The 25940-nt window shown below is 47.9% G+C and carries 19 protein-coding genes; 10 read left to right on the top strand and 9 right to left on the bottom strand.

Annotated elements, in window-relative coordinates:
- Window positions 1-10: 10 nt before the first annotated feature.
- Together LUCIF_RS12975 and citX are read right to left on the bottom strand one after the other, a co-directional pair.
- Window positions 11-1261, bottom strand: a complete 1251-nt coding sequence (locus tag LUCIF_RS12975; RefSeq protein WP_122628328.1) for an HD-GYP domain-containing protein — start codon at window positions 1259-1261, stop codon at window positions 11-13.
- 81 nt (window positions 1262-1342) lie between these two features.
- Window positions 1343-2734, bottom strand: a complete 1392-nt coding sequence (citX, locus tag LUCIF_RS12970; RefSeq protein ID WP_122628327.1) for a citrate lyase holo-[acyl-carrier protein] synthase — start codon at window positions 2732-2734, stop codon at window positions 1343-1345.
- 435 nt (window positions 2735-3169) lie between these two features.
- Here citX and LUCIF_RS26100 point away from each other — a divergent pair, with 435 nt between their 5' ends.
- The gene (locus tag LUCIF_RS26100) at window positions 3170-3307 is read left to right on the top strand and encodes a hypothetical protein (protein WP_165865994.1); all 138 of its coding nucleotides are present in this window, start codon (window positions 3170-3172) and stop codon (window positions 3305-3307) included.
- A 109-nt stretch (window positions 3308-3416) separates the two neighbouring features.
- On the opposite strand, the gene LUCIF_RS12960 is transcribed toward LUCIF_RS26100, so the two are convergent.
- Window positions 3417-4022 (bottom strand): ACT domain-containing protein, encoded by a 606-nt coding sequence (locus LUCIF_RS12960; protein WP_122628325.1) that lies wholly within the window; start codon window positions 4020-4022, stop codon window positions 3417-3419.
- Window positions 4023-4342: 320 nt separating this feature from the next.
- Between LUCIF_RS12960 and LUCIF_RS12955 the strand changes: the two genes are divergently transcribed.
- Window positions 4343-5113 (top strand): hypothetical protein, encoded by a 771-nt coding sequence (locus tag LUCIF_RS12955; protein WP_122628324.1) that lies wholly within the window; start codon window positions 4343-4345, stop codon window positions 5111-5113.
- Window positions 5114-5187: 74 nt separating this feature from the next.
- Here the strand turns inward: LUCIF_RS12955 and LUCIF_RS12950 are convergent, their stop codons facing one another.
- Window positions 5188-6972 (bottom strand): methyl-accepting chemotaxis protein, encoded by a 1785-nt coding sequence (locus tag LUCIF_RS12950; protein ID WP_122628323.1) that lies wholly within the window; start codon window positions 6970-6972, stop codon window positions 5188-5190.
- 796 nt (window positions 6973-7768) lie between these two features.
- Here LUCIF_RS12950 and LUCIF_RS12945 point away from each other — a divergent pair.
- From LUCIF_RS12945 to manZ, 5 genes are all read left to right on the top strand, one after another.
- Window positions 7769-10531 carry a sigma-54-dependent transcriptional regulator gene (locus LUCIF_RS12945; RefSeq protein WP_122628322.1) on the top strand — a complete coding sequence of 921 codons (2763 nt, stop codon included), beginning with the start codon at window positions 7769-7771 and terminating at the stop codon, window positions 10529-10531.
- Between the two features lie 436 nt (window positions 10532-10967).
- Window positions 10968-11387 (top strand): PTS sugar transporter subunit IIA, encoded by a 420-nt coding sequence (locus tag LUCIF_RS12940; protein ID WP_122628321.1) that lies wholly within the window; start codon window positions 10968-10970, stop codon window positions 11385-11387.
- A complete protein-coding gene (locus tag LUCIF_RS12935; RefSeq protein WP_122628320.1) occupies window positions 11388-11879 on the top strand; it encodes a mannose/fructose/sorbose PTS transporter subunit IIB in 492 nt (163 codons plus the stop codon).
- Between the two features lie 16 nt (window positions 11880-11895).
- Window positions 11896-12675: a PTS mannose/fructose/sorbose transporter subunit IIC gene (locus LUCIF_RS12930; RefSeq protein WP_122628319.1), complete on the top strand. Its 780-nt coding sequence runs from the start codon at window positions 11896-11898 to the stop codon at window positions 12673-12675.
- 13 nt (window positions 12676-12688) lie between these two features.
- Entirely contained in the window at window positions 12689-13516 is an 828-nt protein-coding gene (manZ, locus tag LUCIF_RS12925; RefSeq protein ID WP_122628318.1) for a PTS mannose transporter subunit IID, read from the top strand.
- 119 nt (window positions 13517-13635) lie between these two features.
- Here the strand turns inward: manZ and LUCIF_RS12920 are convergent, their stop codons facing one another.
- On the bottom strand, window positions 13636-15201 hold the full coding sequence (locus tag LUCIF_RS12920; RefSeq protein WP_122628317.1) for a bifunctional metallophosphatase/5'-nucleotidase: 1566 nt from the start codon (window positions 15199-15201) through the stop codon (window positions 13636-13638).
- A gap of 346 nt (window positions 15202-15547) precedes the next feature.
- Between LUCIF_RS12920 and LUCIF_RS12915 the strand changes: the two genes are divergently transcribed.
- The 3 genes from LUCIF_RS12915 (at window position 15548) to LUCIF_RS12905 (ending at window position 18952) form a co-directional block, all read left to right on the top strand.
- Window positions 15548-16210, top strand: a complete 663-nt coding sequence (locus LUCIF_RS12915; RefSeq protein ID WP_122628316.1) for a class II aldolase/adducin family protein — start codon at window positions 15548-15550, stop codon at window positions 16208-16210.
- Window positions 16211-16322: 112 nt separating this feature from the next.
- Window positions 16323-17711: an FAD-binding oxidoreductase gene (locus LUCIF_RS12910; RefSeq protein WP_122628315.1), complete on the top strand. Its 1389-nt coding sequence runs from the start codon at window positions 16323-16325 to the stop codon at window positions 17709-17711.
- 20 nt (window positions 17712-17731) lie between these two features.
- A complete protein-coding gene (locus LUCIF_RS12905) occupies window positions 17732-18952 on the top strand; it encodes a (Fe-S)-binding protein (protein WP_122628314.1) in 1221 nt (406 codons plus the stop codon).
- A 744-nt stretch (window positions 18953-19696) separates the two neighbouring features.
- Here the strand turns inward: LUCIF_RS12905 and LUCIF_RS12900 are convergent.
- From LUCIF_RS12900 to arfA, 4 genes are all read right to left on the bottom strand, one after another.
- Entirely contained in the window at window positions 19697-20806 is a 1110-nt protein-coding gene (locus tag LUCIF_RS12900; protein WP_122628313.1) for an ABC transporter ATP-binding protein, read from the bottom strand.
- Window positions 20807-20825: 19 nt separating this feature from the next.
- Window positions 20826-22439 carry a response regulator transcription factor gene (locus LUCIF_RS12895; protein ID WP_122628312.1) on the bottom strand — a complete coding sequence of 538 codons (1614 nt, stop codon included), beginning with the start codon at window positions 22437-22439 and terminating at the stop codon, window positions 20826-20828.
- A complete protein-coding gene (locus tag LUCIF_RS12890) occupies window positions 22439-24250 on the bottom strand; it encodes a cache domain-containing sensor histidine kinase (RefSeq protein WP_122628341.1) in 1812 nt (603 codons plus the stop codon). Before LUCIF_RS12890 ends, LUCIF_RS12895 begins: the two co-directional genes overlap by 1 nt.
- 178 nt (window positions 24251-24428) lie before the next feature.
- Complete coding sequence (gene arfA / locus LUCIF_RS12885; RefSeq protein ID WP_122628311.1) at window positions 24429-25916, bottom strand: arabinosylfuranosidase ArfA; 1488 nt, start codon at window positions 25914-25916, stop codon at window positions 24429-24431.
- Window positions 25917-25940 lie beyond the last annotated feature (24 nt).

Raw genomic sequence — 25940 nt, 5'->3', positions numbered from 1 at the left:
CAGCAAAGGTTCAGGCCCCGGCCGGCTCTACCCGGCAAGCTGGACGGGAAGAATAGAGCAAGGAATAGACCCGGTCACAGTGAAGAAAAAGCTCCTCAACAATCTTACCGTCTAATTTCCGGTTGTCAACCATAGTCCGCATGATCTTCTCCACTTGCCGGCAATCCAGCGGCTGCCGGTAAGGACGTTCCTCCGTGAGCGCTACAAATACATCAGCCACCGCCACGATACGGGACCCCAGCCGTAGGGATGCTTCTCCCACCCGGAAAGGATAACCTGAACCGTCCAATGTTTCATGGTGATAGGCGGCCCACTCGGCAATCATTTGAAACCCGTCAATCTGTTCCAGAATACGGTAGGTATAGTATACATGCTGCTTAATAACGGCATATTCGCCGTCAGTCAATTTTCCCGGCTTTTCCAGGATATGATTGGGTACGGCCAGTTTGCCAAGGTCATGAAAAAGGCCGGCAATCCGCATCAATTGAACTTCCTCCGCACTGAACCCCCTGACTTTTGCCAAAAACGACGCCACGATGGAAACGCTACGGGAATGACGTGCCGTAAACCGGCTGGTACGGTCGATAATGGTCGCAAAGATTTCACCAATATTTTGCAGGTCGTCAATCGTAAACCATAATTTACCGTAAAAATCAACATTATGGAAAAAATTTTGATAATAATAAGGGTTGACCAGGTCCAACCAGAAGCTTTCCTGCCGTGCCAGTTCATGCACAATCCTGACTAGTTCGGGGTCAAATGCCTTCCCGTTTAACTGACGGATGAAACTCAATATAGTAAACTTTTGTTCCAAGATATTGCCCTTATCCTTAATCAGGACTTCTAAGGTGTCGGCAATACTAATGATACGGCTAAGCAGCGGAATATCGGGCCCGGCTAAGCCATCCGGACTGTTAGACCCGTCCCAGAAAACATGATGATACCGGATGGGCTCAGCCAGCATCCCCAGTTTCGGTGAGTTATTCAATAGTTGATACCCGGCCTGGGCATGAATGCTTGCAGTCCCATCAAGGACATACACTTGTTTCCTTTCGGTCCAGTTGGAAGCAGCGCCGATATCGTGAAGTAAGGCGGCATACACCAGTGTCTGGTACTGCCAGTCGTCCAGCTTCAAATATCCGGCAATCCGGGCGGCAATCATAGCCGTACGCCAGTGATGCCGGGACAGGCCGCCTGTCGACAATTCCAACGACAGCGATAACGCTTTCATTAAGTTAAGCGGATGAATATCAAATTGCACAGTCGAAAATCCTTCTTTCTCTATTTCAATCTGCAAAATATAAAATTATTCCAATATGCCTAAGCGGTAGCGAAATGCCCGTTAAGCGTCAGTACCATTCTTTTGGCCCAAGCCGGCAAAACGATACAAAAACCAGGTCACGGCCAGCAAGTCGGCCGCACCGCCGCAGCTTACGTTATGGGCAATAAATTCCTTGTCCAACTCTTCCGCTTTCTGCCGGGCGGATGGCTGTTCCATACCGCCGTCCGCCAAAAAACGCGCCGCCTTCTGCCGGGCCCACTGCCGTAGTTTGTCCGGATCGTGACGGTTCATCACCGTAGTGTCTTCAACACAGGTCATTAATTCCAACAACGTGTGCACCAAAGCGTCATTCGGATTCAGACCACCGGCCAAAGCGTGCTTCAATACCGGCAAAGCCCGCTCCCGTACCGCCGGAATGCCCGCTTCCATTTCACCGCGGATTCCGGTTACACCCCAGGTAAGATACAACCGCTCGCCGGCTGTTCTTTGGTTTTCCCTTTTGTTCGCGGCGGTAGCCAATTCCCGGGCTACAATACCCTCCGTCGAGGCGGCGACCGCTTCAAATACGGACGGAACATCCGGTTGCCCGCTCTCCCGTAGCAGCCAACCGCTTACGGCCACAACCACGCCTAAGGCAAACAGAAGGCCTTTCTGGGTATTGACACCACCCGTTGCTTCCAGCATGCGCTGTTCTCCCTCCCGCCCGATAAGACGCAGTACCGGTAAAAGGTCCGGCAAAGGACCGTTATGATTCAAACCGGCTTGAGCACAGCAGGCCATAGTTTGTGCCAGGGAGGCCGAACTGGATAAAAACGTGAAAAAATCCATATCCATATGAGCCCCGCTGTTATTCCTGTCAACCAGTCCCGGAGATGGGGTACACGCGACTTCAAACAACATGGCCTCCAAAGCCAGTTCCCCCAGCTTCTCCGCTAGCAAACCCGTCCGGTGGGCCTGATGCGCTTTAAACCTGTTTAACAAATTCTCAACGGCTGAGCGAAGCTCCTCTGCCGGGTGAGTTTGCTCCCTCATACAGACGACTGCCGGCCGGCCGCATAACAAACAAGACCGCCCAATGCCCCGTTCCGCACAGGCAACAGACGCACCCCGCTCATCGAGCACATCCATGTCCAGCAAGCGCCCAAAGGATTGCTCCTCCTCTACGCGGCTTACAAGCCTCTTCAGACTGCCTGCCTCCTGCCGTACAGCCAATAAGGCTTCCGGACCGGTAAAAGAATTTATCTCTTCCGTGGCAACCACATCACAACAACCTTTAATTTTCTCGACGCCATAATCTCTCAAGCAGCGTAAAACCGGACTATCCTTTACACTGCCGGGAATAGTAAGCGTAATGCTGACCACCGGCAGACCATACCGGTCGATAAGTGCGATTTGGCGCAAACGGCGATTTTCCTTCGCCGTTAATATATCTTCCAAAATTACTTCCGTCACCCAACTATTCTCCTTTAATTTTATCCGCGAAGCTCAGGCAGCGGGTCCCGGAAACTTGCCTCACGTAAAGGCAAGGCATCAGAGCTCCCTTAAAACCCATGGCCTTGCAACCGTAAGGAAAAGACTTGTCCCAGGTTATATAATAGTATTTGCATTGCAAACACAAGACAGCCTGTTTAGCCATAGTCCTCCCCCCTATTTCAGTATAACGCATATTGAAGTATAAAAAAATGCCTGCAACGGCTTAATTTCGTCCGGTCTTTTACAGGAAAAATGTATATTTTCTTCCGGTCTTTGGCACATTATAACCGGGGCCGATATTGGAAATGAGGCGCCAGTTTCTACGCCTGGAATTAGCGAGGCATCGCCTTTTCGGACGTATTATCGGCCCGCGTATTAATGGACCGGTTCAATTCAGGATACAGAGGTGATTTTTTGGAGAAAACAACAGAGCAGCCTGAGTTAGCCGAAAAAGCCCCCGAACCTCATGCGAACATACTCCAAAATACGCAGAAAAATTGGGACGATGAGAAAATCCTGCAGTCCGCTATGATGTTTATGCGGGGCGAATAACCAAAAGCCTGCCTTCCTTTCCGGAAAGCAGGCTTTATCCATTTCCCGTCGGACAATGCAAGGCAGGATTTTGACGTTTCTACCCGAATAGATGTAGTATTTACAAAGATTACCGGATACCGGAAAATAACTTTTCCTGTAATACTTTTACCGTCTGCTCCATGTCTGTTTCCCTGATTAATACGGAGAATCCGGTGCAAGAACCAGCTATCTGCAAGACGTCGATATTCGACCCGGCCAATGCTTCCGCAATGCCGGACAAAACATAAGGCGTTTCATCACTCTGGCCGCCGGAAATCACTACTTGCGCACAATCCGGTATGGACTCAAAACGGTATCCCCACTTACGGATACGGGATTGCGTTTTGGCCGCCAGGGGATTATCGACGGTAAACACCACTTGTTGCGGATGCACGTTAACCAGGTCCATGCTAATCGATGAATCAGCCAGTTCTTTTAACAGACGACTAATTTCTCCGGCCCCCTGGCCGGGGTCAAAACTGATACTCATCCGGGTAATGCTGGGAATACAGCTTACATGAATTGGCAGCCGGTCTATCACATCATTATCATTTTCCGTTTCACTCCCTGGTCTTGCCATTATCATTAACGTCTCATCCTGCTTAGTCTTGCCGTTTTTTGACATCTTTTCCTGCCAAGCGGCCGGTGTTATAGGCCGCAGCCGTTCCTTTAATTTCTGTGCCTGGAATTGCACACCATTCCCTCCCAACTGTCCAGTTCGATGTCAACAAGACCTGAAGATCCCGAGTAATACCGCATGAAAGCCCCTTTGTAAAAAGGGGCCGCCATATAAGAAAGACCCAATGGGTCTTTAAATGGAAAGAAAGTATTTTACTTTTCGGGAATCCGAGAAGAATGTGTCATCTTAGAAATAACCAGAAAAGTTATACTTTCTGATCCCACAAGAACAACGTGAAACTTACTTTTATTATATTGATATTATCGCAACCGAAAAATGGTGTCATCCCCGCGAAATTTCTTTCACTAAATAAATCCAATCCAGGAGGTCCATCAATGAAACGGTTATTTCACATTTTGTCTCTTTTATTCCTTTTGTTATATTTGACAACATCCGGCCCGGCTGCTGCCTCCGCCGCGACCAATGATACCTATCCTGTAGTTCATATTAAAGGTGTAATCCGGTATATCACGTACCTGGGGACATACGGCATTTTAAGCGAAGATGGCAAGAAATACCAGCCTGTCCGTCTGTCCAGAGATTTTCGCAAAGACGGATTAGCTGTTGTTGCCGATGTCCGCCTGCGGGACGATCTGATGGGAACCCGAATGTGGGGAACGGCCGTGGAAATTCTTGCAATTGACGATGCCGGCCATTATATCGGTCCGGACGACAGGCAGGCTATAAAACTGCTGCTAGCCCGTATGAAAGCATTTAATTCCCGGGACCTTGCCCTGCTGCAAACGATTGACCCGGCAACGCTGTCCCTTTCCCAGGAACAACTGAATGCCTGGATTGGCGGCTATGGGCATTTTATACTGCGTTATGTGGAAATCCTGGATTCGAATGACACCACGCTTCGGGGATATGCTCTTTATAGCCGGGAATTATTAAACGGCATAGCTTTATCAGGCAATATTAACTATGCAGTCATCACCTTCACGCTGCGTAAAACCGGTGACACCTGGCAGTTTGCGGCGGTAAACAGCGCTCCGCCCGACCCGGCCCTTGCCTTTGACCAATATGTTCAGACTCTGGAGCAGCGTTCTAAAGAAAAGTATGGTACAACCAATCTTGCGGAATGGGAGCCATCGAAGAACCACTAGTATGTTTTTTCCGGGGCAAAAGGTGCTAAAAAAATTAAAGGGTTTTCAGGCTTGCCTGAAAACCCTTTTTTTGTTTACAACTGAAAATAGCTTACCGTATTTTGCAAATCGCCGGCCATTTGGGCCAGATTCTGACTGGCCGCGGCAATCTCCTGCATCGATGCGGATTGTTCTTCCGTTGCTGCCGAAACGCTTTCCGTATGACCGGCATTCTTCCGGCTAATTGACTCGATATTTTGCACTGTCTGGGTAATCTCCTGCATACCGACGGCCATTTGCTGTTCGGCTGCTGCGATCTCCCGGATTTGATTGGCCACGGCATTGACCTGTTTTTCAATTTGTTCAAAAACAATACCGGCCTGCTGGACCACATCCAGTCCCTTTTTCGTTTCTTCCGTTCCTGTTCTCATGGCCTCTACCGCTTGAACCGTATCCTCACAGATCTCATGGATTAGCCCGGCAATTTTGCCAGTTGCCATCTGCGACTGTTCAGCCAGTTTGCGGACTTCTTCCGCCACAACGGCAAATCCCCGCCCTTGCTCACCGGCCCGGGCCGCTTCAATGGCGGCGTTTAAGGCCAGCAAATTGGTTTGCCCGGCAATACCGGCAATCGTATCAACAATTTGTCCAATTTCCTGCGAACGTTCCCCCAGCTTGGTTATTACATGCGCCGACTGTGTCACCGTCTTTTCAATCACATCCATCTGCGAAGCAACCGTGCCAATTGATCGGCCGCCCTCTACCGCAGCCGCCGCTGTCGTCTCGGATGCCTGGACTGCTTTGCCGGCATTCGTCGCTGCCTTCTGCATCTCGGTCGCCGTTTCCTCTGCAATCAGGACCAGCGCACTCACATCGAGAAGCTGCTGTTGCGTCTCCTGAGCAAACTCCGTAATGGATGCGGCTACCTGCCCGGCGGCAACTGCCGACTGGTCGGCGTTAGCCGTCAATTCTTGAGCGGAAGCGGCCACTTGCTCCGCCGAGGACGAGACCTGGCCGATCAAGTCCCTCAGGCGCTGCGTCATGGAATTTAGCGCTCGGGCCAAATGGCCGATTTCATCCTGCGAGTCGACAGTAAGCTCCCGGCTCAGGTTGCCAGCCGCCACTTTTTCCGCATGACCTACCATGGTAACAATTGGCGCTGCTATCTTACGGCTCAGCCAAATGGCAATTCCTACTGCCAGCCCCAACACCAATAAGGTAATCAGCAGCGCCATCCCTATATCCTTCAGTAAACGTCCGTGCAATTCAGCTTCTTTCTTGGCTACCAGCTTATCAATATCATCCGTCCAGTTGCCTGTGCCAATCACCCAGTTGTATGGCTTAAACAGCAGCGAATAGCCGCGCTTTGGCTTTGGCTCTTTCTCGTTGGGTTTTGGGAACCAATAGTTGGTATAACCACCGCCATCTTGCATGCCGTTTTTGATAATTTTCTGGATGAACAAATCACCTTTGGCGTCTTTATCGTTAATGCGGCTCTTACCTTCCGTATTCCGCCCCAAAAGAACCACGTTAACCCCATCCACCGTATCGGCCCAAAAATAGCCGTCTTTATCATAACGAAGATTTCTTAAGATGGCCGCCGCCTGTTTCTTCGCCTGGTCTTCCGTCAATTGACCGTTCTTTTGCTGCTGGTAAATTTCATTAATCATACTGACAGCCGTTTCTACCTGCAGACGGATATTTCTGTCGAATTGATCCTGCAACAAGGTTCTATATCCCTGAATTGTCGCTCTCTCACTACTGTAAATGCTCCAAATATTATAGGCGGCAAGAACCCCAGCCAATAGGCACCCTACCGCAACGATAGCTACAATCAGTTTATGTTTAATCTTCGTCGTCAACGCCCCCCCTTTTTGCATTGTATCAGATTTTTCCGGCAATTCCGCTTTTACAGTTCGCTGCCAATGAACAATTGATTTTCGAATAAACTTTTAGACAGTTGCAACGAATGACCAACCACCCTGCGTATGATACGAGTAGAAAATCGTTGTTGAAAGAATCAGGGCGCAAAATGCGGGAACAATCTGTCTATTGCGTCAATTATAGCATATATACGACAAAAATAGTAAATTTTTTGTCTATTTTTGCATAAGAAACCCATTATTGCAACAGACAATACATATGCAAAAACAAGCCGATCGCTATGATAGCCAGCGCGGCAAGCCCATATATTATGTATTGAAGCATTGTCTTCCCCCTTTTTTTGTCGGTACATTCGGTACGATTCTATGGTATGCCCGCTAAAAACAGCCCATTCATACAAAAATAAAAATCCCGCCATTGCGGGATAGTAAGCGAAAAAATCTATATAAACGATCGGCTGTGTACCGGGTTATTTTTTCTTGTCAAAAAATATAAGTTCTTATAAAACCGGTACTATGCCGATCTGTTATGTTTTTATTATACGTGGCAAATGTGACAAAAATATGACAAGCATCTGCTTTTTTGTATCAAAAAATTTAATAGTGTATTACTTTCGGCAAAAAGTCCGTAAAAACCACTTTCTATTTTTGATACACATGTCGGAACAATTTTTGCTTCTATTTCGGTTAGTTTTTAAAATTAGTGTAAAATAATTCTAAGGAGGTGCCAAAATGGCTACATACAAAATGCTATGTTTAGACATGTAACAGATTCATTAGCGGAGGTAAACAGGTGAAAAGAATTGATAAAATCTACGAATATTTAGAAGAATATACACAGAAACTTTCCAAGGAAGACCTGCTGCAAAACAAGGGTTTTGACGCCAACGAATTAGCGGCGGACTTAAATATCTTGCGTAATAACGTTAGTAAAGAACTGAATGAATTGCTGCGAAGGAATCAGATAATAAAATTAAGAGGCAGACCGGTGAAGTTTCTGCACAAGGCCGCTATTGAAAAAACATTGAATATTCGGCTTACCGGCAAGTCTATAGAAGTGACTAGTATTCATGATTTTCTCCGCAGCCAGGAAGCGGAAGACCCATTCAGCCATTTAATCGGCGCGGAAAAAAGTTTAAAAAATCAGGTGGAACAAGCGAAAGCAGCCATTATTTACCCACCGGTCGGCTTACATACCCTAGTCGTTGGCCAAACGGGCGTAGGCAAAACGTTATTTGCCAGAATGATGTATAACTACGGAAAGCATATCCAGCGGTTTGTCAATACCGCTCCCTTTATTGTATTTAATTGTGCGGATTATTATAATAATCCGCAATTGTTACTGTCCCATATTTTCGGACATGCCAAAGGAGCCTTTACAGGGGCTGACAGTGAAAAAGGCGGCTTAGTGGAAAAAGCCAACGGCGGAATCCTTTTTTTGGATGAAATCCATCGCTTACCGCCGGAAGGCCAGGAAATGATATTTTATTTCATGGATACGGGTACCTATAATAAGCTGGGGGAAACCGAAAGAAAAAGGAAAGCCAGTGTGTTGATTCTGGGGGCGACAACCGAAGACCCGACTTCCTCCCTGTTAAAAACATTTATCCGGAGAATACCGATCATAATTAATATACCGTCACTCCAGGAAAGAACGGTTGAAGAAAAGATCGATATAATCAAATATTTATTTGCCAATGAAGCACACAGAATCAATAAACCGATAAAAATATCCTCCGAGGTTGTAAAAGCATTAATCGGCAGTGCTTCTTACGGTAATATCGGCCAGTTAAAATCCAATATTCAGCTCACGTGCGCCAAAGGATTTCTAACCAGCATCAAAAGTGAAAAAAATTATATAGAATTGGACTTCAAGGCACTCTCCGCCAATATTAAAGACGGATTTTTTGAACTCAGCAAAAACCGCCGGGAGTTTGAAAAATTGGGCGGCATTCTAAACGCCCCGTTATTAATAGAACCCGACGGCTATAAAGAGCTCCTTGAGGATTCCCATGAACTGCCCTTTAATTTATACCGGCTTATTGAAGACAAAGTAAGTTTATTAAAGGAAGAAGGTCTGGACGACAGCTATATTAACCGGTTTATTACCACCGATGTAAGCATCAATATAAAGAAGTTTTATAATAAGTTTAATAAAGACAGAAAGAACCGGGACCGGATTTTAAAAATAGTAGATAAGGAAATTCTGGAGTTCGCTGAAAAGATGAAAGACTTAGCGGAAACGGATTTGCTCAGAAAATACAGTGACCGGTTTGTATATGCCTTAAGCTTTCATTTAAGCGCTTTTTTTAAAAGATTGAAAGAAGAAAAATATAACGACCGGTTATATATCAGCCATTCAATCCAAAACGATGATGCTGAATTTAAGGTAGCTTTAAAAATAAAAGCAATGATAAGCCAAACCTTTCGGGTTGACGTCCCTGAGGTTGAAATTACTTATATTGCCATTTTATTAAAATCCGTGGAAGAGGAAAAACAGGGGCAGGTTGGCATCCTTGTTGCCGCTCATGGGAACAGTACGGCCAGCAGTATGGTCAGTGTCGCGCAAAAACTACTGGGTGATTCTTCCGCTTGTGCCGTCGATATGCCTTTGGACGTAAGTCCCCGGGAAATATTAGATATTATTATCAATAAAGTAAAAGCCATGGATAGCGGCAAGGGGGTCCTCTTACTTGTTGATATGGGATCTTTATTCAAATTTGAAGCAACCGTCATTGAACGGACAGGAACCCGGGTAAGAACCATCGATATGGTTTCCACGCCCTTAGTGCTGGAAGCCGTAAGAAAATCCAGCATTTTTAATATGGAACTGGATGATATCTACAGCTCGCTGAAAGAATTTAAAGGCTACAACAATGAGCCGAAAGAAAACACCTCTTTTAGTGATAATGTCATTATCACGGTGTGCACCTCCGGTAAAGGCACAGCGATTAAGCTAAAAGAAATTGTCGGCGAAATTGTTGCAGATTTGACGGCTGAGTCTTACACAATCATACCAGTCGGCGTAAAGGAACTTGACAAAAAAATTAATGATTTACAAAAAAATCATGCGGTCTTGGCTGTTGTTGGCGTGAAAAAGCCCAAAGCAAATATTCCCTTTATCCCTCTGGAAAAACTAATTGACGGCACCGGCGAAAAAGTATTAAAAGAAATTATTGCCGGTGGCCGTACTGTAGTCCGTTCCCAGGAACAGAGCATTGTTGTCAAAGATTTATGTGTGGATAATTTAAAACAATTTCTAACTTATTTAAATCCCCATAAAGTTATTGGACTCTTACTGGATTTCGTGAGCCGTCTGGAACGGGAGTTAGCTATTGAGTTTGATCATTCCTTAAAAATCCGGATTGTAATTCATGCGGGCTATGCCCTGGAGCGAATGATTACGAACGACGGTTTAACCTTGGCGGCTGAAAAAAGTCATTTCAGCGACGAGCTGATCCAGGCCGTAAACAACGCCTGTGAGATTTTCCAAAAATCCTTAAATATATCGCTGAGTGATGCGGAAAAATATTATATTTGTGAAATGTTAATTTAAATGTATCAAAAGAAAAAGTCTTTCTTTTGGCAGTGTATTAAAAAACGCACATCCGTATCAACAGCACAAAAACCGCATCTTATCAAAAACTCCGTACACCTAGACAAAGATTGCCACGTCACTTTACTCCTCGCAACGACAGAAAAATAAGCTGTCGTTGCGAACGAAACGGAGTGTAGCGTGGCGATCTTAGATTTTCTCGACAACCTGAATTCCGTACCTCTAAAGTAGTACGGAGTTTTTTTATGGGATCAGAAAGTATAACTTTTCGGGTTATTTCTAAATAATACATTCTTCTTAAGAAAGCCGAAAAGTAAAATACTTTCCTTCCACTTAAAGACCCTTTTGGTCTTTCTTGTTAAAAAATTCGGATACACAACTTGGCATAAAATTTGCTTTTAAAAATAGCGGTACCGCTACAAGGAGGTGAATTCATATGGTAGGGTTGATTATTTGCACCCATGGAAGATTTTCGGAAGAATTGGTACGAGCCTCGGAGATGATGTTCGGCAAACAAGAGAATATGCAATATTTAACGTTCGAAGCCGGTGAAAGTATTGACATTCTTATTGAAAAATATAAGACTGCAATAAAAAGTCTTCCCCCTAGGGAGAGCATCCTTTTTATGGTGGATTTATTCGGGGGCAGCCCCTATAACGCTGCCTGTAGAATCGCGGCTAATAACGAAAGAATGGATATTGTTACCGGCGTAAATTTACCAATGTTGCTGGAAGTTTATACGGCGAAAAATTCCGTGTCAATTTCCGAATTGGTGACGCTCGCGGCCAATGCCGGCAGTCAGGGGATAAAATCATTCCGGGCACTGTTCAATAATAACATGGGAGATGACTTGTAAATGAAAATTTGTTTGGCCAGAATTGACGACCGCTTAATTCATGGGCAGGTAGCGACCGTTTGGGTAAAAGCCGTCGGTTGTGACAAAATAATCGCCTGCAGTGACGAAGTCGCCGCCGATAAATTGAGAAAAACCTTATTGCTGCAAGTAACGCCGCCGGGAATAAAAGCCTATGTTCTACCGGTCGATAAGGCAATCGAGGCTTATAAAAATCCCAAGTACAGTGATTTTAAAACTTTATTTTTATTTACTAATCCGACCGATGTTCTAAGAATGGTCGAAGGGGGGGTGAATATCCAATCCGTAAACGTTGGCGGAATGTGCTTTAAAGAGGGAAAAACACTAATTACGGGTGCGGTCTCTGTAGGCAAAGAAGACATAGAAGCCTTTCGAAAATTACACGAAAGGGGGATTGAGCTGGAGTTAAGAAAGGTTGCCAGTGATAATAAGGAAGATCTTATGAGTAAGTTAAACAACTTGAAAGAAATGTAACGGGGAGGGAACTTATATGACTGAAATTCAAATGATTTTAGTTATCCTTGTCGCCGCCATCGCCGGTATGGAAAGTGTGCTTGACGAAGGGCAGGGACACAGACCGCTGATCGCCTGTACACTAATCGGACTGGTTTTAGGAGATTTAAAAACAGGCATTATTTTAGGGGGAACGCTGGAAATGATGGCCCTGGGCTGGATGAATATCGGCGCTTCTATGGCCCCGGATGCGGCTCTGGCCAGTGTAATCGCCGCCATATTGGTAATCGTCGGCAAACAATCGATCGGCGCCGGCATAGCCATTGCAATACCGCTCGCAGCAGCCGGCCAGGTTCTTACTATCTTTGTCAGAACAATCACCGTATTCTTCCAGCATCTTGCGGATAAGTATGCTGAGAAAGCTAATTTTCGCGGTATAGAAGTATGTCATTTCCTGGCTTTAGGATTGCAGGCAATTCGGGTCGCTGTTCCGGTGGCATTGGTAGCCGCCGTGGCCGGCACGGACGCGGTAAATGCCATGCTGGCGTCCATACCGGAGGTTGTAACCCGAGGGTTGCAGATTGCCGGCGGGTTCATCGTGGTAGTCGGTTATGCAATGGTAATAAACATGATGGAAGCCAAATATTTAATGCCCTTTTTCTTCCTTGGTTTTGTATTTGCCGCTTTTACCAATCTAAATCTGGTCGGCTTTGGTATTTTGGGGACCGTATTGGCCATCGTATATATTCAGCTAAACCCTAAATATAACAAAGTTGCTACAACGGCTGACGAATTAGACGACTTGGATGAGTTATAAGGAGGAAATAAAAATGAGTGAAGTGAAACTGACCAAAGGCGATCAAATCAATATGTTTATCCGCTCAAACTTCCTGCTGGGGTCTTTTAACTTTGAAAGAATGCAGTCAATTGGGTTTTGTGTTTCCCTGATTCCGGCGATTAAAAGATTGTACCGGGGAGACCGGCAAAAACAGAAAGAAGCCTTGAAACGGCATCTGGAGTTTTTTAACACCCAGCCCTTTATAGCGAATCCGATCATGGGCATCACGGCAGCGATGGAAGAACAAAAAGCAAATGGAGCTCCCATTGACGATTCCACAATCAGTGGCGTAAAGGTAGGTTTAATGGGGCCCCTCGCCGGTGTAGGCGACCCGATATTCTGGGGAACCTGGCGGCCGGTGACTGCCGCCCTGGGAGCATCTATCGCAATGAGCGGCAGCGTCCTGGGACCCATTCTCTTCTTTATCCTGTTTAATGCCCTAAGACTGGCCACCAAATGGTATGGCATAAAATATGGCTATGAAAAAGGAACCAGCGTAGTAGCCGATATGTCCGGCAACAGGTTGCAAAAATTGACGGAGGGTGCGTCGATTTTAGGCTTATTCGTCATGGGAGCTCTTGTTTCAAAATGGACCAGTATCAACGTACCGCTGGTGGTATCCACGGTTACCGGCGCGGACGGCAAGACGGTGGTTACAACGGTCCAAACCATTTTAGACCAGTTGCTGCCGGGACTGTTGCCCTTATTATTAACTTTCGCCTGCATGTATCTGTTGAAAAAGAAGGTAAATGCCGTACTGATTATCTTCGGCCTATTTGCAATCGGCATCGGGGGCTATGCGCTGGGCATACTGAAATAATAATCTGAAAGACCGCTTATGGCGGTCTTTCGGCCCGTAGCGCAAGGCTCAGGGCACAATAAAAAGGCTATTGGCTAAATGCCAATAGCCTTTTCCGGTTCGTTAAGCTCCTTTAAATATCAGGCGGCAGACGCCAGGCCGGCGGCTAAAATTTTTAGCCTGCCATCGCTGTGGAACTGGATCACCCTTGCCGCCTTAATCGCGTCAACCAGCGCATCCCGCACCGGCAGGAACGTATCGGCCAGATTTTTTCCCTCTTTAAACATGATATAACCGTCCCCGCCGGCGGCCATAAAATCATTGGTCGCCACCCTGTATACCTGATTCATGCCAAGGGGCGAGCCATCCGGCAGCGTGACCGACACTACCCTGTCGCCCGCAGGCCGGCCCGGATCATAAACAACGTTCACGCCGGAAAATTGCAGCATGCCAACCCTGGTATTCATGATACCGTATTCCAAAACCTGTTTGATTTGTTTTCCCGTCATATCCGCCGTATAAATCGTATTGTCGAAAGGCATCACTTCGTAAATCATGCCCATGGTAATTTCACCGGCCGGCAACCCCGTGCGCAGGCCGCCGCCGTTTTGAAAAGCAACATCGGCTTTGGCCCTCGTCCGCAGCACGTCTGTGGCCCACTGGCCCAGCGGTGATACCACCGGCTCTTCCCGGCTATGATCTAGCGGCGTCAGGGTCTTACCCAGAACCACATTTTTAACCGGTCCAATTTCAGCCTGTGCCTTTTGCACAATCCTGGCCACCGCCGGATCAGCCGCCAGTCCCGGGTAAGGCAAAGCAACCGTCTCCACGCTGGTATTGACGACTTTATGAGCCGCCTTGTCGTACAAAATTTCCACCTTGCCCACGGCCCGGCCGTTGTAATAAGCCTGCACCACCGGTACGCCATTCACTTTGCCGTATACGGTTTGATGCGAATGGCCGGAGATAACGGCTGTCAACCCTCTGGTCTCCCGGGCCAGCACAGCCGCGTCCCCGCTGATTTCACCGGTCTGGCGGTCCATATAACTGGCCAAATGGGATACTACTAAAATAATCTCCGCACCTTGCCGTTGCAATTCCGGCAGCAATTGGTTCACGGTCTGGACCGGGTCGGCAAAGGTATAGGCAGCTACGTATTTCGGACTGGCTTTATACGCCGTCTCCGGCGTTGCCAAACCGATCACGGCAATTTTCACTCCCTGCCGGCTGAGCAGGATATACGGCTTCACAAAGTCCGCCGGCTTCCCCGTCTTTTTATCGATAATATTGGCGGCGACATAGGGAAAAGCCGACTGGTTGATGCGTTTCTTAAGAATATCCACGCCCCAGTCAAATTCATGATTCCCTACCGTCATGGCGTCAAACCCGATCTGATTCATCACGTCCACTACGGTCTTGCCATATAAAAGATTGGAATCCGGCGTCCCCTGGAACATGTCGCCGGCGCTTACAATAATCGTTCCCGCCGGATTGACGGCTTTGGTCTCTTTTAAATATTGGGCCAGTTTGGCGGCACCGGGATTCTTGCCATTTTCAGGCAAGGCGCCATGAAAATCATTCACCGTTAGCACCTCGAAACTGACGACGTCCGCACTGCCCGCCGCCCAAACCGGGGCGGTTGTCATTACCGCGAATAAGAGAACGGCCAGTGTACACCGGGCGAATCCTCGCCACAAACAATTCATCCAAACTCCTCCTTTACCTGCTCATTCTATTTAGCGAACTTGGGATTATATACTTAACCTGCTGTCCCGGTATCTCTTGATCAAATCGGCCGGCACATCCACAATTCTCGGGGAACAAGCTTATACAACTGATTCTCGATTTCCACCCCAATTTCCTGTCAATCATCTCGTTACTGCCACCCCGAAACTCACATATCGCCGGAGCCTTCAATACTTCCGGGAACACAATAATTTTTTGGGGTTGCTTAAATATTAACCTCTGGAATGCTGTTTATATGGTATGCTAAATAGATGAAACAAAAAATGACAGTTTCCCAACCGATTTAAACAAAAGGAGACCATTACCATGTTGGAAGAACTCAAAAAACAAGTGTTCCAAATCGCCTTGCAGGCGGACCGCAGCGGTCTCTGCAAACACAAGTCCGGCAATTTCAGCATAAAAGACAAAAGTACCGGTTATGTGGCCGTAACCCCATCCGGTTTAGACCGGGAGGAGTTAACGTATCATGACATTTGCATCGTGGACCTGGATGCGGTTGTAATCGAAGCCGAAACCAGTGTCAAACCAACCAGTGAACTGCTCATGCATTTGCAGGCCTATAAAAACAGACCGGATATATTGGCCGTGGTCCATACCCATTCCCGGTTCGCCACTACCTTCGCAGTATTGAAAAAAGAAATTCCCGCCGTTGTTTATGAGGGAGCAACATTGGGTGGCGAATGCGGCATCATTCCTGTCGCCCCCTATGGCCGTCCCGGCACCTATGCCCTTGCCGCCAGTATTATTGAACCGCTAAAAAAGGCAGACGCCATCCTGCTCGAAAGTCACGGCGTGCTGACAGTGGATAAGAATCCGAAAGAGGCTCTGCTAAAGGCCCACTACGTGGAGGAAATTGCCGAAATTTATTACCGGGCCTTGCTATTAAACGGCGGCAAAGAGCCGAATGTCATTCCACCGGAAGAATTGAAGCAATGGCAATATCCGCCGGAAATTAAGCTGAAAGGGTAGCAGTTCTTGCCATTATCCCAAATTTTTGTTTTTTTCCGGCAAAAGGAAACTCTCCCCCAATGGCGAAGAGTTTATGATTAAACTTTGTATGCAACCTATGTGGAGGTGTCTTATGGTCTCCGATGCAATAAAAAAACAATTATGCGCTATTGTCGGCGCGGAGAACGTCCTTGACGCCGACCTTGACCGTTTCGGCTATTCTTACGATTCTTCCTTTGTCCCCCTCATCCCGCCCAATAAACCGGACCTGGTCGTACGGCCCATGACAACGGCAGAAGTCGCCGCCGTCATGGCTCTGGCCCATGCCAATACGATTCCCGTTACGCCCCGGGGCGCCGCCAGCGGCCGCACCGGCGGCTGCATTCCTCTCGCCGGCGGCATTTCGCTGGCGCTTGACCGCATGACCCGCATTCTTGAAATTGACGAGCAGAATATGCTGGTCACAGCCGAACCCGGCGTTCGCACTATCGATCTTTATAATGCCTGCGCCGCCAAGGACCTGTTTTATCCGCCCGATCCGGCAAGCTGGAAATTTTCCACTATCGGCGGCAATGTTGCCGAAAACGCCGGCGGGATGCGAGCTGTTAAATACGGCGTAACCAACAACTATGTCATGGGCCTGGAAGTGGTATTGGCCGACGGTACGGTCATCAATACCGGCGGTAAAGCCCTTAAAAATGTTACCGGCTACAATCTTACGGGACTGTTCACCGGCTCCGAAGGCACGCTCGGTGTCATCACCAAGGTGCTGCTCCGCCTGATTCCTATGCCGAAAATGCGCAACACCCTGCAGCTTATGTTTCCGGCTCTCGACAACGCCTGCCTGACAATTCATAAGATGCTGCAGTCCGGCGTCACGCCGGCTGCCGCTGAACTCATGGACCAGACCAGCATTCAGGCTGTGGCCCGTCACCGCCATCTCGTGATTGACCCGGCGATTGAAGCCTGCGTAGTCATTGAGATCGACGGGGAAGATACAGAGTCTCTGGAAAAACAGGCCCATCAAATTGAAGCCATTGCTCATAGTTTCGGTGTGGCGGAAGTACGCATCGCCGCTTCTGTCCAGGAAGCGGAAGACATCTGGTCCATTCGCCGCGGTCTCAGTTCAGCCATCGGCGCCATGGCTCCCAACCGCTTCGGCGAGGATATTTCCGTTCCGCGGAATGAATTTCCGGCCGTTATGCGCCGCATACGTGAAGTTGCGGCCAAATATAATCTTTGCATCGCTGTCTACGGTCACGCCGGGGACGGCAACCTGCATCCTTCCGTGCTGTGCGATCTTTCCCGGCCAGAAGAAGCCGAACGGGTTCACCAGGCTATCGACGAAATCTTTGCGGCCGCCCTGGATGCCGGCGGAACATTATCCGGCGAACACGGCATCGGCATCACCAAAAAGGGTTATATTGCAAACGCTCTCGGCAATGCCGGCGTTAACACCCTAAAAACCATTAAGCAGTCTCTTGATCCCAAAGGGATTCTCAACCCCGGGAAAATATGGTAAACGATTGCAAGGAGTCAATTATGAGTAATGCCAATACCAAGGATTTTTTGCCGGATGTCCATAGCATTGTCAGCCAGTGTGACCGCTGCGGCACCTGCCTGCCCGTATGTCCGCTGTTTGGAGTAAAGGATATTGAAGCTTCCAGCGCCCGCGGCAAAAACAATATAGCCCGCGCTCTTACCCAGGGCGGCCTGGAAATGACCCCCGACGTGCTGGCCGCCGTCAACTTTTGTCTCTTATGCCGGGCCTGCGTGGAGACCTGCCCGAATAAAATCCAGACCGATACGGCCATGATGGCTGTCCGGCAGCATTTCGCCGACCGGCAGGGAGTCAGCCTCAAGTATAAGGCCATGGGGAATCTCCTGAAACGGCGCTCTCTCGTTAAACTGGCGGCAGGCACATTGCGGGTGCTGCGCAAAACCGGACTGCACCGTCTGATTCCCGGCGGTCTGGTTCCGGGAGAAACAACCCGGGACCAATTTCTGACCGCTTTTGCCGGTCCCGCTTCCCTCGGAGCCCCTGCGTCCCCTTCGCCGGTTTCCGTATCACCGGCAAGCAAAGTTGCCTATTTCCACGGCTGCGGCATGCGCATGATGTTCCCCGAAGCGGTGAAAGAAACGCTAACCATCCTCCGCTCCATCAGCGAGCCTATCCTCGTGGATAATCTGTGCTGCGGCCTGCCCCATCTGGCCCACGGCCTGCGGGCCGATTACCTTGCTATGGCCAAAGAAAACATCCGCCTCTTTGAGACAGCCGATATTATCGTGAGTGACTGCGCCAGCTGCAGCGGCACTTTGAAGCATATGGCCGGTTATTTTGCCGGCGATCCGGATTGGAAAGACCGCGCCGAGGCTTTCAGCCGCAAAGTGATGGACTTATCCGAATATCTAATAAAAGCAGGCTATCAGCCGCGGCAGCGTACGGGCGTTACCGTTACCTTTCACGAACCCTGCCATCTGGGCCGCGGGCAGGGCATAAAAAGCCAGCCGCGGGAACTCTTAAAAGCGGCGGCGGAATACGTGGAAATGCCTGGCGCAGATACCTGCTGCGGCGGCGCCGGTTCCTTTTATGTCGATTACCCCGCCGTCGCAGAAGCCGTTCTGGAAAAAAAGCGTCAAAATATCGAGAAGACAGGGGCTCAGGTCGTCGCGACCTCCTGTCCGATCTGTCTGGTGCAAATGAACCGGGCGGCGCAAAAAAGCGGTAAATTCCGGGCGCTGCATATCAGTCAAATATTATAAGAAAAACCGCTGCGCGGTCTTTCGGCTCATGGCGCAGGGCTCGATGCGCAGGGAAACCATCTAAAGATCATTTCGGGCGAACAATCCAGGCAGAAGGATCGTCTTGTCATAAGCGGAGGTTAAGTGGCAACGGCGCAGCGTTGATAAGGCAATTCTTCTGCCGTTAACGGCTATCTATATAGTCCTTAAAACTTATACTTTCTTAATACAAGCTAATTGACGTATGCTCACGGAAAAAAAACCACACAAGAACACCAAACACCACAATCCAAAACCAAGGGTTGAAAGAACCGCATCCATACCTGCAACTGCTGCTGCAAGTAGAACTGGTATCACAGCCAAAGTTAAAATACACCGTTGATTCCCCCTTCCGCATCCGGTAATATCCTATGCTTTTCCGGCTGTTTTGCCATTCCTTTATAAGAAAGACCGCTAAAAGCGGTCTTTGGGTCCATGGCGCAGGGCTCAGGGCACGGGGAAACAAAAAATGGTTGACTTTTCCAGGATCCAGGAGTATAGTTAAATTAAAAGATAATATTTATTGATTGATAATAAATATTATAAAGGAGATGACTGGCATGGTAACGGAAGAAACCAAAGCAAACGCTGCCCGGGAAGAAGATTTTGATGATTGCTGCTGTTGCTGCTGTTGTTGTGAGGAAGAAGACGAGTAGTAATCATAGCGAAAAATCGTTTTACAAATTTCAGGCACTCATTCCCCTAAGGAGTGAGTGCCTTTTTGTATTAAAAAATTGTTTTTTCCGTATCCTTATCAAATAAATAAATTTTTTCCTGTTCCAGAACAACCGGAATGGTATTGCCCGGTCCGGCCTTTGTCCCGGGACTGACCCGGGCGATAAAATTACTGCCCTCCACCTTCATAAACAGGTAGGTTTCCGCCCCCATGTGTTCGGCAACTTCAACATAGGCGTTTACTACACTGCCGGGATTATTTACAACGGCGGCTTCGTCAACAGCAATATTCTCCGGTCGGATTCCCAGAATTACTTCCCGTCCCTGATACCCGTTAAGCACGGCAGGATTCCTTTCTCCCGCCGGCAACCGCACCCTGCTTCGGCCAAATACAAGCTCTGGGTTATTGTCCCCCTTCTCAAGCACTGCCTTGACAAAGTTCATTTGCGGACTGCCAATAAAGCCGGCCACAAACAGGTTGCAGGGATTGCTATACAGCCGCTGCGGCGTATCCACCTGCTGGACCAGTCCGTCTTTCATTACCACAATGCAGGTTCCCATAGTCATAGCTTCCCGCTGATCATGGGTTACATATACAAAGGTGGCCGCTAAATTCCGGTGCAGCTTGCTAATTTCCGCCCGCATCTGGTCCCGCAGTTTAGCATCTAAATTGGACAACGGTTCATCCAGCAAGAATACTTTGGGTTCCCGGACCATTGCCCGGCCCAGGGCCACCCGCTGCCGCTGCCCGCCTGAAAGCGCCCGGGGCTTGCGCTCGAGCAGATGTTCAATATCCAGGATTTTAGCCGCTTCCATGGCCCGCCGTTTCATTTCCTCCTTCGGTGTTTTGCGCATTTTCAGACCAAAGACCATATTTTCGTATACCGACATATGCGGATACAAGGCATAGTTCTGAAACACCATGGCAATGTCCCTGTCTTTGGGCGGCACCGCGTTGACCAGTTTGCCGTCAATGTATAGTTCTCCCGCCGAGATCTCCTCCAGCCCGGCAATCATTCGGAGAGTGGTGGACTTGCCACATCCCGACGGTCCGACCAGCACCACAAACTCCCGGTCCGGTATATCCAGATTCAGGTTATTTACGGCGGTAACATTGCCTGGGTATTTTTTGCAAATATTTTTTAATTGTAAACTTGCCATTGCGATTCCCTCCCCAAATTCAGGCATTTCTTTGGCATTTTTCTTTGTATTCGAGTGGTGTAATGCCTACAACCATCTTGAAAACTTTAAAGAAATACGTGTAGTTGTTAAATCCTACCTGACTGACAATTTCTTTCAGTTTGGTATCGGTACGTTCCATCAGATACTGCGCCTGTTTAACCCGTATATTATTTAAATATTCGGCAAATCCCGTGCCGCAGTCTTCCTTGAAAATCCGGCTTAAATAAGAACTATTCACGCCAATATGCTCTGCCGCCTGATTGAGGGATATAGCCCGCGCATAATTTTGCCAGATATAGGCTACCGCCTTTCTGGTGGGTTCCGTATAATTGGGGTTAATATCCGCTCCCGGCAGCAGTTGAATCAACCGTTCGTAAACGCCGCAAATCCATTCTTTGACGTCAATAATCGTTTCATGTTTCTTCATTTCTTCATAAGGTATGTCTTTGTTGCTGTAAATCTCCTGGATATCCAGGGAGGATTCCCGCGCAATCCGGTTGGCGACGCCGATGAGTTCCACACAAATCATTTGTATTGATTTATAACTGACTCCCAGCTCGGCGATCCGGTCAAAAATAACAGTAAGTTCTTGCGACACCCGGGTCATATCCCGGGCTTTGACCGCCAGCATGATTTGTTTTTCATCTTTCAAATCAAGATTAAAAAAATCAACCGTACTTTTAAGATTAGCCGGTTCCCGGAAAATCCGGTCCCTGCCCGCAATCATCTTTTCATTCAATTTTTCATTGGCTTCTTTATAAAACCGGTCCATATCACTAATTTTGTAAAACGAACGGCCCAGGCTGAAACAGGCTGTGATATTCAGATATCTTTTGATACTCGCCCGGATGCGGTTTACCGTTGTTCCCACATGATTATAAATATATAACTCACTGCGGATATTGCCAAAACTAAACAGAATAATAAACTTCCCGTCATCAACGAAGGACATTACGGCATGGCCCATATCCTGCAATATTTCTTCCGTCAGGTCCGCTAGCGACGCGATTAAGCCGCGCACCTCCGTCTCCGTAAACCGTTCCTTAATGAGACGGAAATCGTCAATAGCGACTACCGCCAACGATAAACTTCCATCCTCAACCGGCAATTCCAGCTCTTTTATTTTCGCCTTGATCCCAGTTTTATCCCGAATATTTCCCAGAACAAGCTGCCTGATCAAATCGTGCTGCAAAATCTCCCGGCTTCTTACCAGCTGTTCCATCAACCGGTGTTTCCGGTTAATCTGCTCGCTGGCCGACTTTAGAACTTCCAGCAGGGATGTGCTATCCAGCCTATGTTTTAACAGGTAATCCACGGCGCCGTTTTTCAGACTGTTTTTTACATAATCAAAATCGTCGTAGCCGCTAAGAGCGACGGTCTTCATATCCGGGTACGTTGCTGCGATATATTCAATCAGTTCCACGCCGTCCAAAAGGGGCATACTCATATCGGTAATAACAATATCGGGCAATTCGTCCTGGATCAGTTGAATCGCGGTCTGGCCGTTTGTTGCCTCGCCACAGAGTACAAACCCGTTTTGTTCCCAGTCAATCATGGTTTTGACATTGGTCCGGGCGGTAAAATCGTCATCCACAAGCAAGACCTTAAACATTATGCTTCCCTTCCTTGCCTGACGGCCGGCAATGTGACTTCAACCGTCGTATATAGGTCCGGAACGCTTTCAATGGACAACCCGTACTGCCTGCCAAAGTACAGCTTTATTCGCTCATTCACATTGGCAATTCCCATACCGTTCAGGCCCGTAGACCTTTTCTGCAAAATCGTCTCCAGCTTTTGGGGCGGAATACCGGTGCCATTGTCGGTTATGACAAATTTGATATCATTTTCATAGACAAAACCCTTAATTACGATTAATCCCTGTCCCTCCATAGGCCCGATGCCGTGCAGCAACGCATTTTCCACGACCGGCTGTAAAATAAGCCGGGGTATTTTATACCCCAGGATTTCCGGTTCCAGGCCGTAATTAATTTTAAATTTGTTCAGATAGCGATATTCCTGAATGTTTATATAGTTTTTGATATATTCAATTTCTTCCCGGATCGGAATCAGGTCATCCCCTTTGCCCATGGTCATATGGAAAAGCTGAATCAATGACGTAATAATGCTTTCAATATTTTGCGCTTTTTGCGCTTTGGCCAGGAACCTTACCGTATTCAGCGTATTGGACAAAAAATGGGGATTAATCTGAGCCTGTAACGCTTTTAGCTCGGCCAGCCTCTTTTGGTGTTCCGTATTCTTTACGTTTTCCAGCAGGTTATTAATCTCCGTCAGCATGTTATTGAAATGCTGAGTGATTTCACCGATTTCATCATTGGAGCCGTCGCTGACACTTACGGACAGATTACCCTGTTCCGCCTGATTCATGACTTTGCGCAGTCTTTTGAGTGGTGCGAGAATACTGGCGGAAAATAGATAAGCCAAAAATACGGCGGCAATAAAACAGCTTATACCGATATATATGGCGTCGGCATACATCTGTTGCGCATCGGAATGAAGATAGGAATAAGGAATTTTACCCACTACAAACCAGCCAACGCTTTGTATGGGCGCATAGGATACCAGGTATCGCTGGCCGTTGAATTCATAATTGAATACATAACTGCCGTTTTTGAAGTTGTCCCGGATGTTTTGAATTAAATTCCCGTCGGGATAACGGCTGGTCACCGGCACACGGGAACTACGGCTGGAAACCACAACACCGTTACGGTCTAAAACAAAAATGTCGGCGTCCTGCCCAATATCAATGTCTTTATAAATATTGGACAAATACCGTTCGTTCGTCCGGATCATAAGGTAACCGATAATATCCCCTTCGCTCAGGGACTTTACCGCCCGCCCCATTACTACGCCGTTACTTTTACTGAGCTGTTCGGCACTTGTGGCATACTTGACCAAATGCTCTTCGCTGTCCGTATTTACCGGTATCCAGACCACACCGCCCCCTTGCCGGTAGAGGCGGTCAAGATAAGGTTTTAAATATTCTTTTTTCAGATTGAATGAAATTCCGTAGTCACCATATGCATTTATCTTTTTTCGCTGCCGGGTATAAATCAGAACATCGGATACATCATGCAAAAAAGAAAACTTTTTAGCCAGGTTTTGACGCATGGTATATTGAGCATTCTCAATTTCCCAGGGGCTCATTTGGTTATAATGCAAAAGCGTTTGCTGTACCACATCGGAAAATTCAATTTCCACACTGTCGTTTTGCAGCCGGTCCAGTTCCCGCTTGATATTTTGACTTACCTGGCTCATGACCTGCACCGAATAGGTGCTGATTTTACTTTGCAGCGCATCACCGGTATCCTTATAAACGATAACTACCGTAACAATTAAAGGGAGTAACGCAAGAATAATAAAGAGCAAAACCAGCCGGGTCCTTATTTTGAAATTCCGAAACATCCTGCCTACAGAAAAAACAAAATCCTTTTTCCCGGAAATGATTCTCAGCAAATTTCAACACCCTTATCAAGCCGTTTCTCCTTATTATACCATTTTTAACCAGATCAAAGGTTAGAATTCCTGTCGCGGCGGTATCCGTACAAACTTCATAATTTCTCCTTGCCGGCTGTAGAAAATGTTACCGGCCAAAGCGAAACATATTCCAGGAAAGCTTCGGCAATATCGTTGTCACCTTGTTCCGGCCGGCAACGATACTTCCATTGCGGGGGGCCACCGTGTCCTGCGCCGCAAACGTATTCTGGGCAAATAAGTCGGGTCCGTCCATAATCCGGTGTTCCCGCATTGTTACGCTGCCAAAAGAACGCAGGTCCAGAACAAGCTCCGTATCTTCCTTCATATCACAGTTTAAGGCGAAGACGGTTATGCTGCCGTCTTCCCCGTTATATGTCGCTGCCGTCTGCACGGATGGCACATCACCATATAATGTGGTCGTAAATTTTTCCGCTTCGGTCAGTGTCTTCAGCGCCGTTCCCCGTCCATACAGCGATACTTGCTGAAAAGGATAATACGTTGCCTGTTTTAAAACCCGGCCGCCCTTCTCGGTAAAGATGGGCGCAATCACATTAACCAGTTGGGCCAGACAGGCCATTCTTACCCGGTCGCAATGATTCAAAAGAGTACACAGCATGCCGCCGAATACTAATGCATCCAGTAAGGAATACCGGTCCTCCAGTATAGCGGGCGCCTCAGTCCAGGGGATACGGGTTTGTTTTTTTATATACCATACATTCCACTCGTCAAAAGAAATCTTCATGGTCTTGGGACTGCGAGCCTTGGCTTTCACATAATCGGCAGTTGCAGCCACAGTCTTAATAAATTCATTCATATCGGCGAAAGAAGCCAGGAAGTTTTCGATACTGCCCTCATTTTCATAGTACCGGTGCATCGAGATATAGTCCGCCTGCTCATAGGTATGTTCCAACACCACCCGGTCCCATTCGGGATAGGTGGCCATGTGCGGTCCGGAGCTGCCGCATACTACTAATTCTATTGAAGGATCGACCCACTTCATGATTTTGGCCGTCTCCCGCGCCTTTTTCCCGTAATCGGCGGCGCTGAGGGCGCAGGTCTGCCAGGGACCGTCCATCTCGTTGCCAAGGCACCAAACCTTGATATTATGCGGCTCAGAGTGCCCGTTTTTAATCCGTAAATCACTCCAATACGTGCCGGCGGGATGATTGCAATATTCCAGCATGTAGCCGGCATCCTGAGGAGTGCCGGTACCGAGATTGACGGCGGCCATGACCGCTGCACCGGCTTTACGGCACCAGTCGGCAAATTCATCGATCCCCACTTGATTCGGCTCAATCGACTGCCAGGCATAATCAAGCCGGCGGGAACGGCCGGCCACCGGCCCGATTCCGTCGGTCCAACTATATCCCGATACAAAATTACCGCCCGGATAACGGACAATCGGCACCGCCAGCTCCCGTACCAGTTGCAGGACATCCTGGCGAAACCCCTGCTCATCCGCCGTCGGATGGGAGGGTTCGTAAATCCCGGAATAAATTGCCCGGCCCAGGTGTTCGATAAAGGAACCATACAGCTTAGGATCCACCTCGGCGATAACATAATCTTTATCGATAATACACTTTGCTCTTTTCATAATGCTACCTCCCGGATTTAGGTC

It is taken from the genome of Allolucifera butyrica (genome assembly GCF_900476375.1).
Classification (GTDB): Bacteria; Bacillota; Negativicutes; order Sporomusales; family UPPP01; genus Lucifera; species Lucifera butyrica.
Note: the sequence above shows the minus strand (reverse complement) of the source record. Positions and strands in the feature narration are given on the sequence as shown.